The 18279-nt window shown below is 61.4% G+C and carries 13 protein-coding genes; 3 read left to right on the top strand and 10 right to left on the bottom strand.

The features are described from left to right. The 8 genes from narH to B3F77_RS18750 form a co-directional block, all read right to left on the bottom strand. The coding region (narH, locus tag B3F77_RS18785) for a nitrate reductase subunit beta (protein ID WP_293606421.1) at window positions 1-1052 on the bottom strand (1052 nt) is incomplete at its 3' end. Beyond that, complete coding sequence (locus B3F77_RS18780) at window positions 1049-4867, bottom strand: nitrate reductase subunit alpha (protein WP_293606420.1); 3819 nt, start codon at window positions 4865-4867, stop codon at window positions 1049-1051. The genes B3F77_RS18780 and narH, both read right to left, overlap by 4 nt. A 42-nt stretch (window positions 4868-4909) precedes the next feature. After that, on the bottom strand, window positions 4910-6538 hold the full coding sequence (locus B3F77_RS20830) for an MFS transporter (protein WP_349678426.1): 1629 nt from the start codon (window positions 6536-6538) through the stop codon (window positions 4910-4912). Between the two features lie 27 nt (window positions 6539-6565). Next, complete coding sequence (locus B3F77_RS20825) at window positions 6566-7828, bottom strand: nitrate/nitrite transporter (protein ID WP_349678425.1); 1263 nt, start codon at window positions 7826-7828, stop codon at window positions 6566-6568. A gap of 808 nt (window positions 7829-8636) precedes the next feature. After that, on the bottom strand, window positions 8637-9341 hold the full coding sequence (locus B3F77_RS18765; protein ID WP_293606419.1) for a response regulator: 705 nt from the start codon (window positions 9339-9341) through the stop codon (window positions 8637-8639). Between the two features lie 10 nt (window positions 9342-9351). Continuing rightward, on the bottom strand, window positions 9352-11283 hold the full coding sequence (locus tag B3F77_RS18760) for a type IV pili methyl-accepting chemotaxis transducer N-terminal domain-containing protein (protein ID WP_293606418.1): 1932 nt from the start codon (window positions 11281-11283) through the stop codon (window positions 9352-9354). 4 nt (window positions 11284-11287) lie between these two features. Continuing rightward, window positions 11288-12397: a DNA polymerase III subunit delta gene (gene holA, locus B3F77_RS18755; RefSeq protein WP_293606417.1), complete on the bottom strand. Its 1110-nt coding sequence runs from the start codon at window positions 12395-12397 to the stop codon at window positions 11288-11290. A gap of 49 nt (window positions 12398-12446) precedes the next feature. Beyond that, entirely contained in the window at window positions 12447-12869 is a 423-nt protein-coding gene (locus tag B3F77_RS18750; protein WP_293606416.1) for an Lrp/AsnC family transcriptional regulator, read from the bottom strand. 190 nt (window positions 12870-13059) lie between these two features. Between B3F77_RS18750 and B3F77_RS18745 the strand changes: the two genes are divergently transcribed. Together B3F77_RS18745 and rocF are read left to right on the top strand one after the other, a co-directional pair. Continuing rightward, complete coding sequence (locus B3F77_RS18745; protein ID WP_293606415.1) at window positions 13060-14163, top strand: ornithine cyclodeaminase; 1104 nt, start codon at window positions 13060-13062, stop codon at window positions 14161-14163. After that, entirely contained in the window at window positions 14160-15077 is a 918-nt protein-coding gene (gene rocF / locus B3F77_RS18740; protein ID WP_293606414.1) for an arginase, read from the top strand. Before B3F77_RS18745 ends, rocF begins: the two co-directional genes overlap by 4 nt. A 120-nt stretch (window positions 15078-15197) precedes the next feature. Here the strand turns inward: rocF and B3F77_RS18735 are convergent, their stop codons facing one another. Both B3F77_RS18735 and hemN read right to left on the bottom strand, forming a co-directional pair. Beyond that, window positions 15198-15875, bottom strand: coding sequence for a sulfite exporter TauE/SafE family protein (locus B3F77_RS18735; protein ID WP_293606413.1), 678 nt, complete (start codon window positions 15873-15875; stop codon window positions 15198-15200). A 9-nt stretch (window positions 15876-15884) separates the two neighbouring features. After that, window positions 15885-17267, bottom strand: coding sequence for an oxygen-independent coproporphyrinogen III oxidase (gene hemN, locus B3F77_RS18730; RefSeq protein WP_293606412.1), 1383 nt, complete (start codon window positions 17265-17267; stop codon window positions 15885-15887). Window positions 17268-17516: 249 nt separating this feature from the next. Here hemN and fnr point away from each other — a divergent pair, with 249 nt between their 5' ends. Next, entirely contained in the window at window positions 17517-18242 is a 726-nt protein-coding gene (fnr, locus tag B3F77_RS18725; RefSeq protein ID WP_293606425.1) for a fumarate/nitrate reduction transcriptional regulator Fnr, read from the top strand. The last annotated feature ends 37 nt before the right edge of the window (window positions 18243-18279 follow it).

Raw genomic sequence — 18279 nt, 5'->3', positions numbered from 1 at the left:
GTGCGGTACTCCGGGTGGAGCGGCAATGCCACTTTCCATTCCACGGCCATCTTGTAGACCGGGCTGCGGCGTGCGCCTTCGAGCCAAGCCTCCGGAATGCCGTCAGCTCTAGCCTGCTCGATCACCTTCGGATCGTGCGGGTTCAGGAAAATGTCGAGCTGGGCCTGGTACAGGTCCTTGTCGTCTTCCACGCTGGCCGCTTCCTGGATACGGTCGGCGTCATACAGCACCACGCCGAGGTAACGGATGCGCCCGACGCAGGTTTCGCTGCACACGGTGGGCTGGCCAGCCTCGATGCGCGGGTAGCAAAAGGTGCACTTCTCGGCCTTGCCGCTCTTCCAGTTGTAGTAAATCTTTTTGTACGGGCAACCGGAAACACACATGCGCCAGCCGCGACACTTGTCCTGATCGATCAGCACGATGCCGTCTTCCTCGCGCTTGTAGATCGAGCCAGAGGGGCACGAGGCCACGCAGGCCGGGTTGAGGCAGTGCTCGCACAGGCGCGGCAAATACATCATGAAGGTGTTTTCAAACTGGCCGACCATGTCCTTCTGGACCTGCTCGAAGTTCGCCAGGTTGGCGTCCTTGCTGCGCTTGGAGAACTCGCCGCCGAGGATTTCTTCCCAGTTCGGGCCCCATTCGATCTTTTCCATGCGCTTGCCGGTGATCAGACTGCGCGGACGCGCCGTCGGCGTGGCCTTCATCTCGGGCGCTGACTGCAAATGGTCATAGTCGAAGGTGAAGGGCTCGTAATAGTCGTCGATCTGCGGCATGTTCGGATTGGCGAACAGGCGCATCAGCAGCTTCCACTTGCCGCCCTGGCGCGGCTCGATGGAGCCGTCGCTCTTGCGAACCCAGCCGCCGTTCCACTTGTCCTGGTTTTCCCACTCCTTGGGGTAACCAATCCCGGGCTTGGTCTCGACGTTGTTGAACCAGGCGTATTCCATGCCCGGACGGCTGGTCCAGACGTTCTTGCAGGTGACTGAACAGGTGTGGCAACCGATGCACTTGTCCAGGTTCAGCACCATGCCGATTTGCGCGCGTACCTTCATGCTGCTTCTCCCAGTTGTTGCACCGCGTGGGCGTACTCGTCATCGCTTGGCGTGTCCAGCCAGTCAACCTTGTCCATCTTGCGCACCACGACGAATTCGTCGCGGTTGGTGCCTATGGTTCCGTAATAGTTGAAACCGTAGGACAGCTGCGCGTAGCCGCCAATCATGTGGGTGGGCTTGAGCACGATGCGGGTTACCGAGTTGTGAATGCCACCGCGCTGGCCGGTGATCTCCGAGCCCGGCGTGTTGACGATCTTTTCCTGCGCGTGGTACATCATCACCATGCCGGGCTTGACGCGCTGGCTGACGACCGCACGCGCGGCAATCGCGCCGTTGACGTTGTACAGCTCGATCCAGTCGTTGTCTTCCACGCCGATCAGCTTGGCATCGTCTTCGCTGAGCCAGACGATCGGACCGCCGCGGCTCAGGGTGAGCATCAGCAGGTTGTCGGTATAGGTCGAGTGAATGCCCCACTTCTGGTGCGGTGTGATGAAGTTCAGCAGGATCTCGGAGTTGCCGTTGGAACGGATGCCGTGCACGCCTGCCGTCGCCTTCAGGTTCACCGGCGGCCGGTAGCTGGCCAGGCCCTCGCCGAAGGCCAGCATCCACGGGTGATCCTGGTAGAACTGCTGACGCCCGGTCAGGGTGCGCCAAGGAATGTATTCATGCACGTTGGTGTAGCCGGCGTTGTACGAGACGGTCTCGGACTCTATGCCGCTCCAGGTTGGCGAGCTGATGATCTTGCGCGGCTGCGCCTGGATGTCGCGGAAACGGATCTTCTCGTCTTCGCGGTGGACCGCCAGATGCGCGTGCTCGCGCCCCGTCTGCTTTGAGAGCGCGTTCCAGGCTTTTACCGCTACATGGCCGTTGGTTTCGGGCGCGAGCTGCAGCACCATCTCGCAGGCATCAATGTCGCTGTCGATCCGGGGCATGCCCAGGGTCACGCCCGGCTCGGTGACAAGGCCGTTCAACTCGCCGAGCTGCCGCACTTCAGTCTCGGTGTTCCACGAAATGCCCTTGCCGCCATTGCCGATTTTATTCAGCAGCGGACCGACCGCCGTGAAACGCTTGTAGACGTTGGGATAGTCGCGTTCGACCACCTGCATTTGCGGCGCCGTCTTGCCGGGAATCAACTCGCACTCGCCGCGCTTCCAGTCCTTCACCTCGAAGGGCTGGGCCAACTCGCCGGGTGAGTCGTGCATCAGCGGCGTCAGCACCATTTCGCGCTCGACACCGAGGTGGCCGTCGCAGAGCTCGCTGAATTTTTTCGCGAAGCCCTTGTAGATCTCCCAATCGCTTTTTGACTGCCACACCGGGTCCACGGCGGTGGACAGCGGGTGGATGAAGGGATGCATGTCGCTGGTGTTGAGGTCGTTCTTTTCGTACCAGGTCGCGGTGGGCAACACGATATCGGAATACAGGCAGGTCGTGCTCATGCGGAAGTCGAGCGTGACCAGCAGGTCCAGCTTGCCTTCGGGGGCCTTGTCGTGCCAGACCACTTCCTCGGGCTTGCCTTCTTCGGCGCCCAGGTCCTTGCCCTGCACGCCGTTGCTTGTCCCCAACAGGTGCTTCAGGAAGTATTCATGGCCCTTGCCCGACGAGCCGATGATATTGGAGCGCCACACGAACATGTTGCGCGGCCAGTTATCGGGGTGGTCAGGGTCTTCGCAGCTCAGCTTGAGCGAGCCGTCCTTGAGCGACTTGACCACATAGTCTTTCGCATCCAGGCCCTGGGCCTGCGCGTCCTTCACCACCTGCATCGGATTGGTCTGCAGCTGCGGTGCGCTCGGCAGCCAGCCCATACGCTCGGCGCGCACGTTGTAGTCGATCATGCTGCCGCCGTAGAGCTTTTTGTCCGCAAGTGGCGAGAGCACTTCGTCAACACCGAGCTTCTCGTAGCGCCACTGATTCGTGTGCGCGTAAAAGAAGCTGGTCGAGTTCATCTGGCGCGGTGGGCGGATCCAGTCGAGCGCGAAGGCCAGCGGCGTCCAGCCGGTCTGCGGCCGCAGCTTTTCCTGGCCCACATAGTGCGCCCAGCCACCGCCACTCTTGCCGATGCATCCGCACATCATCAGCATGTTGATGACGCTGCGGTAGTTCATGTCACTGTGGTACCAGTGGTTCATGCCGGCGCCGATGATGACCATCGAACGGCCCTCGGTTTTCTCGGCGTTTTCGGCGAATTGGCGCGCGACGGTGATCACCTGGTCGCGCGGCACGCCGGTGATCTGCTCCTGCCAAGCCGGCGTGTAGGGTGTGTTGTCGTCGAAATCGGCCGCCGCCAGTTCACCGGCCAAGCCGCGTGGAATGCCGTATTGCGCGGCCTGCAGGTCGAACACCGTGGCCACCAGGGCCGTGCGTTCCTCGCCGGCCTTGCCCAGCGAAATGCGCTGCACCGGCACCGTGCGCACCAGCACATCGCCTTGCTCGTTGTTCGGAAAATGCTCGTGATGGATGCCGCCGAAATACGGAAAACCCACCTTGGCGCTGTCCTGGCTCGGATCGTCGCCTTCGAGCACCGACAGCTTGAGCGTCACCTCGTCACCGTGGCGTGCTTCTTTTGCCTCCAGGTTCCACTGCCCGGCGTCGGCGCGGCCGTCCGGACCCCAGCGAAAACCGATCGCGCCGTGCGGCAGCACGACCTTGCCGAGCGCATCGAATGCGACGGTTTTCCACTCCGGATTGTTGGCCTGGCCGAGTTTGCCGTTGAAGTCGGACGCCCGCACGTAGCGGTCCGGCACCATGATGGTTTCGCCGTTTTCCAGCTGGTGCTCTTTCAGCATCACCAGCATCGGCAGGTCGGTGTAGCGACGCGCGTAGTCGTCAAAATAGGCTGAGCGCGGCCGGCCGTTGCCGCCGAAATAAAAGTCCTTCAAGATCACATGGCCCATCGCCATGGCCACCGCGGCATCGGTGCCCTGCTTCGGATGCAGCCACAGGTCGGAAAGCTTGGCCACCTCGGAATAGTCGGGCGTGATGGCCACGGTCTTGGTGCCCTTGTAACGCACCTCGGTGAAGAAATGCGCGTCAGGCGTGCGCGTCTGCGGCACGTTCGAGCCCCAGGCGATGATGAAACTCGAGTTGTACCAGTCGGCCGACTCGGGCACATCGGTCTGCTCGCCCCAGACCTGCGGGCTAGCCGGAGGCAGGTCGCAATACCAGTCGTAAAAGCTCATGCACACGCCGCCAATCAGCGACAGGTAGCGTGAACCAGAGGCGTAACTGACCATCGACATCGCCGGAATCGGCGAGAAGCCGATGATGCGGTCGGCACCGTGCTGTTTGATGGTGTACACATTGGACGCAGCGATGATCTCGTTGACCTCGTCCCAGGTCGAGCGCACGAAGCCGCCCAGGCCGCGCACGCTCTGGTAGTCGCGCCGCTTGGCGTCGTCCTGAACCACGGCGGCCCAAGCTTCGACCGGTGCCAGCGTCAGGCGCGCTTCACGCCAGTGCTTGAGCAGGCGCGCACGGATCATCGGGTACTTGACGCGGTTAGCGCTGTACAGATACCAGCTGTAGCTCGCGCCACGCGCGCAGCCGCGTGGCTCGTGGTTGGGCATGTCCCAGCGCGTCCGCGGGTAATCGGTCTGCTGAGTCTCCCAGGTCACGATTCCGCCCTTGACATAAATCTTCCACGAGCATGAACCGGTGCAGTTCACACCGTGCGTACTGCGCACGATCTTGTCGTGGGCCCAGCGGTTGCGGTAGGCATCTTCCCAGGTGCGGTCTTCAGCCGTGGTGACGCCGTGATCGCCAGAAAACGATTCCCTCGGGCTGGAAAAGTGGCTTAGTCGATCGAGAAAATGACTCATTTGATTCTCCGGTAATACGGTAAAAGCGAGTTGAACAGCGCGTCAAGGATTTTTGATCTCGGCACCACGGCGCAGGTAGAACCACCAGTTCAGCACCAGGCACAAGGCATAGAAAATGGCAAAGCCATACATCGCGATCTCAGGCGTTCCAGCCTTGATCTGCGCACCAATCACCACCGGTGCGATGAAGGCGCCGTAGGCGGCAATGGCCGAGGTCCAGCCCAGCACCGGGCCGGCCTGCTGGCGGTCGAAAATGACGCCGATGGTGCGGAAAGTCGATCCGTTGCCAATGCCGCTGGCGGCGAACAGCAGCACAAACAGCAGCATGAACATCAGAAAGTACTGCTCGGGTGTGGCCGACTTGTAGGCCAGCAGCATGACGTAGCCCACGGCTGCGGAGGCCACAACCATGACGGCGGAAATTATCTGCGTCACGATGGAGCCGCCGACCTTGTCCGATATCCAGCCGCCCACGGGCCGGATCAGCGCGCCGACGAACGGGCCTATCCAGGCATAGGTCAGGGCCGACGGTGCATTCGGGTTCTTCAGCGTGTGCTGCATGACACCCGCGGCATCAGGCACATGGCTGACACCGAAGATCACCGTGATCGCCAGCGGCAACGCCATCGAAAAGCCGATGAATGAGCCGAACGTGACCATGTACAGCAGCGTGAGCGCCCAGGTGTGCTTGTTGCGAAAAATGGCGAACTGCTTGGCAATACCTTCCTTCATCGTGCCGAAAGCCGTCAGCTTCATCAGCAGCAGCATGCTGATCACAATCAACGGCATGGCAACCCACATGTTCAACAAGCCGAGGCCGGTGGGCTTGGGCAGATAGAGGTACAGCCCGGCAAAGGTTGGCACGAAAGACAGCGTGTACAGCCAGGTTATCTTGAGGAAAGCGGGGATCGTGCCGCCAATGGCGGGAGACACCGTGATCAGGTTGTTCATGCCGAAAAAGCAGATGATGGACAGCGGCACCAGCGACAGCAGCCAGGCAAGGCCGGCGTTCTGGATCCAGGTGGGCGTGCCAGCGGCGATCTTGCCGAAAATCCAGCCGCTGTCCTTCACCAGCGTCATCGGCTCGCCGCCGAAGTTGCCGAAGAGGCTCATCGTCATCACGAGCGGAATGACAATCTGCATAGTCGTCACGCCGAGGTTGCCCAGACCCGCGTTGATGCCCAGCGCCGTACCCTGCAGGCGCTTGGGGAAGAAGGTGGTGATATTGGACATGGAACTGGCGAAGTTGCCGCCGCCCACGCCCGACCACAACGCCATCAACTGGAACGTCCACAGCGGCCAGTCCTTGTGCTGAAGCACAATGCCCGTGCCTATGGCCGGTGCCAGCAGCATGGCGGTCGTCAGGAAAATGGTGTTGCGGCCGCCCGCCAGGCGAATGAGGAACGAGGCCGGAATGCGCATGGTGGCGCCGGCCAGGCCCGAAATGGCGGTAAGCGTGAACAGCTCGGCCTGGCTGAACGGAAAGCCCAGGTTGAGCATCTGGACGGTGATGATGCCCCACATGCCCCAGATGGCAAAGCCGCACAGCAGGCTGGGCACGGAAATCCAGAGGTTGCGGTAGGCAAGGCGCTTGCCGGTGCTTTCCCAGAACTGCTCGTCCTCGGGACGCCAGTCGGTGATGTCGACGCTGGAAGGGTTTTTTGTGTTCATGAGAGTTCTTTCGAAAAGAGTTCAGTCTCAGGACTGCGCGTCAGCCGCGTTCCTGCCCATGACTTCAGTGCGGCGCACTTCGGTCCAGTACATCCAGATCAGGGACACCCAGACCACGCCATACATGAGCATGAAGGCGCTGGAACGGATACCCGTGAGGTCCATCAGCACGCCGAACATGATCGGCATCATGAAGCCGCCCATGCCGCCTGCCAGCCCGACGATGCCGCTAACAGTGCCGATGTTGTGGGAATAGTCGTCGCTGATGTACTTGAAGACGCTGGCTTTGCCAAAAGCAAAGGCCACACCCAGGACGGCCATCAATGCAGTGAACATGTAGACGTTCAGGCCGACGTGAAAAGTGGTCGGGCCGTTGGCGGTCACGATGGAAAAGTCCATCTGCGGGTACGACAACAGGAACAGGCAGATCCAGCTCACCCACAACACCCACCAGGTCATGCTGTGTGCACCGTACTTGTCGGAAAGCACGCCGCCGACGGCGCGCAACACGCCGCCTGGCAGCGAGAAGCAGGCTGCAAGCAACGCCGCAAGACGAATGTCCAGACCGTACTCACCCACGTAGTACTGAACCATCCACAGCGACAGAGCCACATAACCGCCGAACACAATGCTGTAGTACTGGCAGTACTTGAGTACCTTGGGGTCTTTCAAGGCCTTGAGCTGGTCACTGAACTTGACGTTGCTGGGCACCAGGTGCGTCGGATCGCTGTGGCTAAACAACCAGAACAGCACCAGCGCGCCGAGCATGATGGCCGCATACACCCGCGGCACCATGGCCCATCCGAAGGCCACCAGCAGTACCGGCGCCACGAATTTATTCACCGCCGCGCCCGAATTTCCGGCACCGAACACACCCATGGCCATGCCTTGGCGCTTCTTGGGAAACCAGCGGGCCACGTAGGGCGTTCCCACCGAAAACGAACCGCCGGCCAGACCGACAAACAGGCCGATCACGATGAAATGCCAATACGCGGTGGCGTAGCTCATGAGCCAGATCGCCGGCACCGTGATGGCCATCAAGACGGCCATGACGATGCGCCCGCCGTACTTGTCGGTCCAGATGCCCAGCGGGACGCGGATCAGGGAACCCGTCAGCACCGGCATGGCCGTCAGCACGCCGAACTGCGTGGCGTTGAGGTTGAGCATCTTCTTGATCGGGATGCCGATGACGCCGAACATCATCCAGACCATGAAGCAGACCGTGAACGCCAGCGTGCTGACAATCAGCACCGACCAGGCCTTTCTTGAATTGCTCAGTTCAGAGGTCATGTTTTTTTCTCCAGGAGACATGGCATGACTGTCGGGTTTTCTCGGGGCTTTGACTATCCCCCTTTGGAACGTGAAAGAACGTCAAAAGGAACTATGGTGATCCGGCCGTCATAGTTCCAAAGAACTATGCCCGAGTCAAAATGACACTAATTTCACGATTCGGGGATGCCATGCCCCTGATCGTGCTTGGGAGGCGGGTTCTGGATCTGAAATTTAAGCTTTTCAGGCCTGTAACGCATGAACGACACGCATAAGTTGCTATAAAAAACAGAGCTCCGTAAGTCGGGTTAGCGCAGCGTAACCCGACATTGGCGTTCGCGGCAAAGCCTGTCAGCGGTCAGGTTAGCGGCTGACCACCTTCATGGCACCAACGACCTTCATAGTTTCCTTGTAGTCGGAGGAGCGTTAGGCGTCAATCTTCTCGAGCGCGACGGTGCCTCCAGTCGGCTCGATGCGCGCCGCGCCCCAGTCGGCTCATTCCCGGAAGTCAGCGTAGAACGGAATGCGCGGGACTTCCCGCTTGAGCTTGAGCGCGTACTTCTTACGGTACACGGATCATGAAGCACGGCGTAAAAGTACTGAAAAATCGCTCCCTTGGTGATCTTGCACCCGGTTTTACCCCCTAGCTCTTGGGAGGGATGGAGGCGGCCATGCCACACCGGCATCACGGGCAAGTTTTTAGGTAAAATAAGGCTGTAGCCCTTTATCAACAGGCGTGAGCAGCTATCAAAAAAGGAATGATGTAGGTTGGGCTAGCGCAACATCACCCGACACCCGAAAGGAGGCCCGCACGCCCTGTTGATTCGGGTCAACCCGGTTCCCGGCCAGCCGCGTAAACAGCAGCCTGCACGCGCGAGGTCAGTTGCAGCTTGCGCAGGATGTGCTGGACGTGGATCTTGACCGTCGTTTCGGCGATGTCGAGCTTTCGCGCAATCAGCTTGTTGCTGTCGCCCTGCGCGATCAGCGCCAGGACTTCGCGCTCGCGGGCGGACAGCAGATCGATGCCGGCAATGTCGCGGGGCATCGGCTCAACGCCCGCGCTTACTGCCTCAATCGCGGCGGTCTCGACCGGAAGCGCGGGCTGGGCCTTGGAGCGGAAGGCGGTCACCAGCTTGGTCATCATTTCCGGGCTGACCACCGACTCCCCGGCGAGGACCTTGACGATGAACTCGGACAGATGGTCCAATTCCACGGTTTTCAGCAAATAACCGTCGGCACCGGCCTGCAGCGCCGCAGCCAGATCGTCCTCGTTCTCGCTAACGGTCAGCATCAGGATGCGAGTGCCCGGGGCCGCTTCCTTCAGCGTGGCGATCCCATCCACCCCCAGAACCCCCGGCAGATGGTTGTCCAGCAGGATCAGGTCCGGCCTGTCGCGCTCCACGCAGCGCAGCGCTTCGCCGATGTCGCCTGCCTGGTCGGCCACGTCGAAACGCTCGTCCAGCGAAAGCAGTGCGATCAGTCCCCGACGAAACAGGGTGTGGTCGTCAACCACCAGCAGTCGAATCGGTTTCATCTTTTTTTCCTCAGGCGCCGTGCGCTGGTTCGGCGAGGGGCGCGAGCTCCAGACCGGTCGTTGCCACGCCACCGCCCGTCACCGGGTGCGGCGGCAAGGTCAGCGTGACCGTCGTTCCCTGACCCGGCCTGGATACGACCCCCACCTCGGCGCCGACGCGCCCGGCACGCTCCCGCATAATTTTCATGCCCACATGAGATTCGCCATGGCCGTGACTCGTGTCGAAGCCGACGCCATTGTCGCGCACCGCAAAGCGCCAGCGCGCCCCCTTGACCACCTCAAGATCGACCTGTGTGGCCCCGGCGTGCTTGCGCACGTTGGAGAGCGCCTCCTGCACCACATGCAGCACCTGCACCTGCACGTCGGATGGAAGCGGCAGGCCATGGCCCTGGACCTGCAGCCGCGTCGGCAAGCCTGTCTGATGCCGGAACTTCTGCAGCGTTTCCTGCAGCGCCTGCTCGATGTCGTCGGTGTTGGTGCGTGTGCGGAAATGCACCAGCAGCTCGCGAACGTCGCTGATGCTCTCGCGCAGCCCGGTGTCCAGTTCGTCGAGTGCCGTCTGTACGTGTGGCGCCTGGCCCCGCTGGACGGCGGCCCGCAGCAATTGCACCTGGATCTTGAGAAAGGCCAGCGACTGCGCAATCGAGTCGTGCAGTTCGCGCGCCAGCAGGGCACGCTCCTCGGCGACGGCGGCTTCACGTTCCAGGGCAGCGGCGCGCAAGCCCTCCAGGGCGCTGGCCAGATGACTGGCCAGCGCATCCAGCAGTTCAGTTTCGTCCGCGCTCAGCATGACGGTAGAGCGGAAGAACAGGTTGAACTCGCCCAGCAGTCGCTGCTGTAGCCGGATCGGCACGCTGACCACGCTTTCGTACCCCGCCCGGGCGCAATGGCGCACCGGCGCTTCGTCATGACTCAGGATTGGGATCACGCGCGTACGGGCATCCGGCCGCAGGTTGCCGCAGGCGCAGGCCCCAGTCAGCAGGCTTCGCTCCTCCTCAACCAGGTCTTGTGGGAAACAGTCCGAAGCCAGCATCAAATAGCGCTGGCTGGCTTCATCGGACCAACGCACCGCCGCCGCATCAGCCTTCATGAGGGTTCGCACGCGCTGGGCAAAACCGCGCGCCAGTTCGTTGATGCTGTTGGCCTGGGCCAGAAAGGCGCTCACTTCGTAAAGCGCCTCAAGCCTCGCGCGCTGCGCCTCGATGCGCCGCGTCTTGGCCTCGACCTTGGATTCCAGGCCTTCGTAGAGCGACTGCAAAGTCGCAGCCATGTGATTGAAACTGGCCGCCACCTGGCCAAACTCATCCTGCGTGTCTACCTCGATGCGGGTCGCAAAATCCCCGGACTCCACCTTGCGCAGCCCCTGCCGCAGCTGCGCGAGGGGGTTGATCACATACTGGTAGCCGGTGTAGAGCATGACCACTGCACCGCCGATGGCGAGCGCCATCATCACGAACTGGAACAGGTTCAGGATCGCGGTTAGCCGGGACAGATGCTGCTCGATCACGAGGACGAGGCGGTCTATGGCGTCAACAAACTCGCCAGCCGCCTGCAGCGAGGACTGCGTCGGCGGCGGCGGCTCGGCCAGCCAGTGCGGGCGCTGCTCACTCCACAGCGACTCAACAACGGCAAAGCGCTCGTCAACCTTTTTGTCCCAGGGCACGAACAGCGGCCGCGACGGGTCACCGGCCCGCAACACGGCCAGGCTCTCATCGAAGCGGGCCACGAGGCCTTGAAGTTCGGCATGCGCCACGCCCGCCTGCACCGAGCTGGCCAGCCGCCACGTCTGCATGCGCATGCGCCCGGCTTCGTTGACGGCCGCAGCGCCTCCTTCAAGCTGCCAGGTCACCCACAAGGTCAGCCCTATGGAGGCCAACGCGACGATCAACAGGCCGACGCCGATGCGGATGAGTTTGCTGGACAGGGAAGCAGTCTGCGCCATGCCGCTAGCCTCTTGCGCCGCCCGCCGTTACCCGCGGCAATCGCGACGGCGCAGCGCACTGCTCGCATACCATCCCGGCAAGGCGGTGCAGCGCCTGCCAGCCGTCCAGCGGCCAGTCGGGCTGCTTCAGACCCTTGACGATGCCGTCCACTTTGTGCGCCGCATGCAGCAGGTTGGCCAGAGTGGTGTCGGGAATACCGGGCAGCACCCTCTCAAACAGTTTTTCCTTAATGCCCCAGACGCGGTTTTCGCGCAGCGCCATCGGCATCGGCCGGCCCGCTTGAAGAGCGTCCTTCACGCGCTTCATGCTGCGGATGTCTTCGGCCAGTGCCCAGTGCACCAGCACTTCGGACACGCCTTCGGATTTCAGGCCGTCCAGCATGCGCGCCACGCGCAGCGCCTGGCCGCCGAGCACGGCCTCCGACAATTTGAACACGTCATAGCGCGCCACATTGAGCACGGCGTTTTCAACCTGGTCGAAACTGAGCACTGCGGACGCGTCGTCTGCGCCGGAGGGATACAACAGCCCCAGCTTCTGGATTTCCTGATGCGCGGCCAGCAGGTTGCCCTCGACCCGGTCGGCAAAAAACTGCAGCGTGCGCTGGCCCTCTTCACCCGCGGCCACGCGCTGGCCCTGCAGTTGCAGGCGCTGTGCAATCCACTGCGGCAAGGCGCGGCGGTCAATCGGGTCGAACTTGACGGTGACGCCAAAGCTGTCGAGTGCGCCAAACCACGCCCCCTTGGTCATCATGCTGTCCAGCTTGGGCAGCATGACCAGCGTCAGCGTGGAGTCATCGCCCTGGGCTCGTTCTGCCAGCTGCTGCAGCGCCGCTGAACCGTCCTTGCCGGGCTTGCCGCTGGGAATGCGGATTTCAACAATCTGCTTGTCGGCAAACAGGCTCAGCGAGCCGCCGCTGGCCAGCACCTCGCTCCAGTCAAAATGCGCCCCGGCCACCGTATGCACCGTTCGTTCGGTGTAGCCCTGAAGGCGCGCCGCCGTGCGCAAGGTATCGGCAAACTCCTGCACCAGCAAGGGCTCGTCGCCATGCAGGGTGTAGAGACTTTTGAGTCCCCGCTTGAGATGCTCGGACAGTTGGGCTGGGGCCAGGTTCATGCCCTGAAGTTTAGCTTCTGGGGATGGCCGCAGTGTTTTGCAGCAAGCGCTATAGCTTGCTGGTTGACAGCAGCAGGCTGGTTTCGGTGTTGGCAATGCCTTCGAGCAAGCGGATGCGGCCAAGCACGCGGTCAAAGGCCTCCAGGCTGTCGGCGCGCAACTCGGCCACGATGTCCCACCGGCCATTGGTGGTGTGCAGCGCACTCACGGCCGGGTCGCCGCGTAGCGCACTGAGCACGTGGTCGATGCGGTTGCCTTGCACTGCCACGGTCATCAGCGCACGAATTTGGTGGGCCTCGACCTGCGGCCTGAGCCGGGCGGTGTAGCCCACAATGGTGCCGTCGGCTTCGAGCTTGCCCAGGCGGTTCTGCACCGTGCCCCGCGACACACGCAGGACCTTGGCCAATGATGCGACCGAGGCCCGGGCATTGTCCCGCAGCAGGGAGATGAGTTGGTGGTCTGTGTCGTCCATGCCCGGATTTTATTGACTAAACGCTAATTAAATATGCTGATTTGTGTAATTTAATTTATAAATTGACCAGTTTGCTGTCTTTTCTTTAACACTGAGGCTCAGCATAATGAATTTTTACTGGGTAGATCAGGCTGCATTGAGCTGCCAGCGTCTGCAGATTTAGCAGTCACAAATAGGGGGGAGACACGGCATGGTTGAGTACATTGGTATTGAAGGCATACAGCGCATCGTGGGGCGTCTGGGGCCAGCACCCTTCATCGAAGGTTTGGCGGCGGAAATAGAAACCGATTACCGGCGCTGGGGTGAATTCGATAAATCGGCACGCCACGCCATTCATTCGCCGGGGGGCGTGATCGAACTGATGCCCACCAGCGACGGCGAGATGTATTCGTTCAAGTATGTCAATGGTCACCCCAAAAACACCGCGCTTGGCCTGCTGACCGTCACGGCTTTCGGCGTGCTGGCAGATGTGGAAACCGGCTACCCCCTGCTGCTATCCGAGCTGACGGTCACCACAGCTTTGCGGACGGCCGCCATGTCGGCACTGGCCGCACGCTGGATGGCCCGGCCGGACAGCCGGGTCATGGCCCTGATTGGCAATGGCGCGCAAAGCGAATTCCAGGCGATTGCGTTTCACCACATGCTGGGTATTCGCGAGTTCAGGCTGTATGACGTAGATGGCCACGCAACAGAAAAACTGGCACGCAACCTTCACGCGCTCGGCGAGCGCGATCTGCAGGTAAAGCCGTGCCGCTCTGCAGCCGAAGCCGTTGAAGGCGCGGACATTGTGACCACGGTGACGGCGGACAAATGCAATGCCATCATCCTGACGCCCGAAATGATCGCGCCCGGCATGCACCTGAATGCCGTGGGCGGCGACTGCCCCGGCAAGACCGAGCTGCATGCCGACATCCTGCGGCGAGTCGATGCCCGCGTGATTGTGGAGTACGAACCCCAGTCGCGCATTGAAGGTGAAATCCAGCAACTGCCCGCCGACTTTTCCGTGACCGAGTTCACCCAGGTGCTTAGCGGCGTCGCGACCGGCCGTGCGTCCCCTGCTGAAGTGACGATTTTTGACTCCGTGGGTTTTGCACTGGAAGACTACTCTGCGCTGCGCTATTTGTATAAACTGCAGCGGCAGCAGAACCAACCCCGGAAAATCGATTTGATCCCCCATCTGGACAACCCGAAAAACCTGTTCGGACTGCTGGGAGCAAACACAACACGCTTGCCCGCAACCCCGTCTTCCGGTCGGCCTCTCAGAAGTCTCGCTGTCGATTTGACTTCAATATGACACGACACATCAGGCTCATTGGAGCCCCTACCGACATTGGAGCGGGTACCCGCGGCGCGTCGATGGGCCCTGAGGCGCTGCGCGTTGCCGGGCTGCAGCCCACGCTGGAAGGGCACGGCCTGACCGTGACAGACCACGGCAACCTCAGTGGCCCAGCCAATCCCTGGCTGGCACCCGTCAATGGCTACCGACACCTCGCCGAGGTGGCCGCCTGGAACCGCTCAGTGCACGAGGCCGTGCATTCGACACTGGCTGAGAACAAGATGCCGATTTTACTGGGCGGCGACCACTGCCTGGCCATTGGCTCGATCAGCGCCGTGGCTCGCCACTGTCGGCAGGCAGGCCAAAAACTGCGCGTACTGTGGCTGGATGCGCATGCCGATTTCAACACCTATGCCCTGACCCCCACAGGCAACACCCATGGCATGCCGGTGGCGGTGCTGTGCGGCCACGGGCCTGACGAGCTGACGGGCATAGGCGGTGTTTTCCCTGCCATTGCGCCTTCGGTCATACGGCAGATCGGCATCCGCAGCGTGGACGAAGGCGAGAAACGATTTGTCATGCAATCCGGGCTCGAAGTGTTTGACATGCGCTACATCGATGAAATGGGCATGCGCCACACCATGGAATCCGCGCTCGCCGGCATTGACGAGAACACCCACCTGCATGTGAGTTTTGACGTCGACTTTCTCGACGCCGCCATCGCACCGGGCGTGGCCACGACCGTCAAGGGTGGCCCGACTTACCGGGAGGCTCAGCTGTGCATGGAAATGATTGCCGATACCGGGCGGATGGCGTCACTGGACGTGATGGAGTTGAACCCCGCGCTGGATGTGCGTAACGGCACGGCCGAGCTGGCGGTTGACCTGATCGAGAGCCTCTTCGGCAAGAGCACGCTGATGCGGCGCAGTTGATTCGACCCCCCATCAAGCTCGAACAACTATTGCCATTTCGGTGCCGAAGGAATGCGCCGTCATCCCCTGCAAGGACATGACGACTTGGGGCAGATGTAACCCCCCGGAATCCTCAAGCCCTCAAGGCGTCACGCACCAAGGTGCGGTACCGTGTGCCAGCCCCATCCACAATGCCCAGCCGGACGTGGCAGCCAGGGCCAGCCCCGCCAGGCGGATGCCCCACTCGCCTGTGCCGCCGCCACGCAGGCGATGCAGCAGCCACGGCCCGATCATGAGGGACACACTGCTGCCCAGGGCAAACAGCGCCATGGTCAGCGCTCCATCCAGCGGACCACCGCTGAGCGCAGCGACCAGCAGGGCCGAATACAACAGCCCGCACGGCATGAAAGCCCAGAGCGCGCCAATGGCCAGCGGCGCGCCACGCCCCCAGGCGGCATTGAGCCCCCTAACCTTGCTCCAAACGCGCCGGGCCGTTGCGTCGAGCCAGACCGGCTGACGGGCCAGCAGCATGAGCATCAGCCCCAGCAGCATCACTGCCACATGGAACATCGTCCAGACCGGGCGCATGACGGCCGTTTGTGTTGTCAACCAGCCCAAACCCTGCATGGAAGCTGCCGCCACCGCGCCCAGAGCCGAATAACTTGCCAAGCGGCCGACCTGGAACGTCCAGAGGGCCGAGGTGCTGCGCTCACCCGCGGCCTGACCGATGCCGGCGCAAGCCGCGCCGCACATGGCAATGCAATGGGGCCCGCCTGCGAGCCCCATGAGCAATGCCGTCACGGCCAGCGATGTCTGCATGGAACTGTTTTAGATGATCCTGGAAAACCTTGCTCGCGTACGGTCAGCCTGTAGATAACGGTCAAACACCATGGCGACGCCACGCACAAAGAACCAGCCCATGGCCGTGACCTGGATGCCGGTGTCGTTGACCTCGACCAGGCCCTTCTCTTCCATGCTGCGCAGGTTCTCCAGTTCGGCGGCGAAGTAGCTTTTGAAATCAATCAGGTGAGCCAGTTCGATCGACTCGAACTGCAACTGCCCCTGACACATCAGTGCCATGATGACGGCGCGCCGCAGCAGATCGTCACGCGTGAGTGCCAGACCCCTCACTACCGGCAGACGTCCCTGGTCCAGATAGTCGCAATACTCTTCCAGAGTCCTGGCGTTCTGGCTGTAGGTCGCTCCGATCCTGCCAATGGCCGACACGCCCAGACCAATCAGGTCACAGTCGGGCTGGCTGCTGTACCCCTGAAAGTTGCGGTGAAGGCGTCCCTGACGCTTGGCCACGGCCAGTGCATCGTTGGGCAAGGCAAAATGATCCATGCCCACGTAGACATAGCCCGCACTCTGAAATGCCGAAAGCGAACGCGACAGCAGGGACACCTTGGCGCCCGCAGTGGGCAGCTCGGCTGCGATGATACGGCGTTGCGGCTTGAACCGCTCGGGCAGATGCGCGTAGGCATATAGCGCAATGCGGTCCGGTCGCAGTTTGGCCACCTGCGCCAGCGTGCGATCAAATGATTCAGGGGTCTGCTGTGGCAGACCGTAAATCAGATCAACATTGACCGACTCGAAACCCAGTGCGCGCGCCGACTCCACCAGCGCGAACACCCGCTCGGTCGGCTGGACGCGATGGACGGCCTTTTGCACGGCAGGATCGAAATCCTGCACGCCGAAGCTCAGCCGGTTGAAACCCAACTCGGCCAGCGTGGCCAACCGCGTGGCGTCCACGGTACGTGGATCCACTTCAATGGAGTATTCCCCACCCGGAGTGAACATAAAACTGCGCCGCAACATGGTCATTAATTCGCGCAGTTCACTGTCGCTCAGGAACGTGGGCGTGCCGCCACCCAGATGCAACTGACTGACGGTCTGACCAACGCCTACATGGGTGGTGTGTAACTCTACCTCGCGGCTCAGATAGCGCAGGTAAGTTTCGCCACGGTCATGGTGCTTGGTGATGATCTTGTTGCAAGCGCAGTAATAACACAGCGATTCGCAAAATGGAATGTGCACATACAGGGACAGAGGTAGCCTCATGGCTGCCGCGCCGTTCCGGCGCTGCGCCAACGCTTGGGCAAAGTGGTCCGGCGTGAAGGCCTCCACAAAACGGTCTGCCGTCGGGTACGAGGTGTAGCGTGGGCCGGAAACGTCAAAACGGCGAATCAATTCGGGAAATAGGGTAGGCATTACAATCAATCGCAGTAGCGTTGACGACGGTTCTTGGGCACGCGTACTCGTAAACTTAATGACAACCCGCCCTAATGCGCCTAATGTGCCGTGAAAACCGACTCACCTTGTTGATATAGGTCAATGGCAAACAAAGTCCCCCTCCAGGCAACGAACCACTCTCAGGAGAATGCCATGTTTGATGTGACACCATCACCCATGGGGATGGGTTGGCGAGCAGAAGCCACCAGCGATGCCAAAATACCCCTCATGAATCCGCACGCCATCAAGGTCGCCTGCTCGAACTGCAATCTGCGTGAGTTGTGCATGCCCGTGGGTCTGAATGCCGGCGAACTGAACAGGATCGATGAAATCGTCGCTACACGCCACCAAGTCAAGCGCGGAGCTACCCTGTTCAGTAACGGCGAGAAATTCACCTCGCTATACGCCATCCGCACCGGCTTCTTCAAGACCTGCGTTACGACCGAAGATGGGCGCGATCAGGTGACTGGCTTCCAGATGGCTGGCGAAGTCATCGGTCTGGATGGTATCGTGAGCGACCATCACACCTGTGATGCCGTGGCACTGGAAGACGCCGAGGTGTGCGTCATGCCGTTCGACCGTATCGAGGAACTGTCACGTGAGGTCACCGCCCTGCAACGCCATATGCATAAAATCATGAGCCGCGAGATTGTGCGCGAGCACGGTGTGATGCTGCTGCTCGGCAGCATGCGGGCCGAGGAACGTCTGGCTGCATTCCTGCTCAACCTGGTGCAGCGTCTGCATGCCCGCGGATTCTCGCAGTCGGAACTCCTCCTGCGCATGACGCGTGAGGAAATCGGCAGCTATCTGGGGCTCAAGCTCGAAACCGTGAGTCGCACCTTCTCGAAGTTCGTGGAAGATGGCATTGTGGAAGTCAAACAGCGGCACGTGCGCATCCTCAACACCGATGCCCTCAAGCTGATCGTGAACAACAACCAGCAACCCGGCCAATAAGGCCCATGGCAGCATGCTGACATGGGCGCGAACCCAG

This window comes from Polaromonas sp. UBA4122, from assembly GCA_002381615.1.
Classification (GTDB): Bacteria; Pseudomonadota; Gammaproteobacteria; order Burkholderiales; family Burkholderiaceae_C; genus Polaromonas.
Note: the sequence above shows the minus strand (reverse complement) of the source record. Positions and strands in the feature narration are given on the sequence as shown.

What these genes read in the sequence shown, in the direction of transcription:
- B3F77_RS18780 (WP_293606420.1), bottom strand. Translation starts at nt 4,867, where the DNA reads ATGAGTCATTTTCTCGATCGACTAAGCCACTTTTCCAGCCCGAGGGAA.
- B3F77_RS20830 (WP_349678426.1), bottom strand. Translation starts at nt 6,538, where the DNA reads ATGAACACAAAAAACCCTTCCAGCGTCGACATCACCGACTGGCGTCCC.
- B3F77_RS20825 (WP_349678425.1), bottom strand. Translation starts at nt 7,828, where the DNA reads ATGACCTCTGAACTGAGCAATTCAAGAAAGGCCTGGTCGGTGCTGATT.
- B3F77_RS18765 (WP_293606419.1), bottom strand. Translation starts at nt 9,341, where the DNA reads ATGAAACCGATTCGACTGCTGGTGGTTGACGACCACACCCTGTTTCGT.
- B3F77_RS18760 (WP_293606418.1), bottom strand. Translation starts at nt 11,283, where the DNA reads ATGGCGCAGACTGCTTCCCTGTCCAGCAAACTCATCCGCATCGGCGTC.
- holA (WP_293606417.1), bottom strand. Translation starts at nt 12,397, where the DNA reads ATGAACCTGGCCCCAGCCCAACTGTCCGAGCATCTCAAGCGGGGACTC.
- B3F77_RS18750 (WP_293606416.1), bottom strand. Translation starts at nt 12,869, where the DNA reads ATGGACGACACAGACCACCAACTCATCTCCCTGCTGCGGGACAATGCC.
- B3F77_RS18745 (WP_293606415.1), top strand. Translation starts at nt 13,060, where the DNA reads ATGGTTGAGTACATTGGTATTGAAGGCATACAGCGCATCGTGGGGCGT.
- rocF (WP_293606414.1), top strand. Translation starts at nt 14,160, where the DNA reads ATGACACGACACATCAGGCTCATTGGAGCCCCTACCGACATTGGAGCG.
- B3F77_RS18735 (WP_293606413.1), bottom strand. Translation starts at nt 15,875, where the DNA reads ATGCAGACATCGCTGGCCGTGACGGCATTGCTCATGGGGCTCGCAGGC.
- hemN (WP_293606412.1), bottom strand. Translation starts at nt 17,267, where the DNA reads ATGCCTACCCTATTTCCCGAATTGATTCGCCGTTTTGACGTTTCCGGC.
- fnr (WP_293606425.1), top strand. Translation starts at nt 17,517, where the DNA reads ATGAATCCGCACGCCATCAAGGTCGCCTGCTCGAACTGCAATCTGCGT.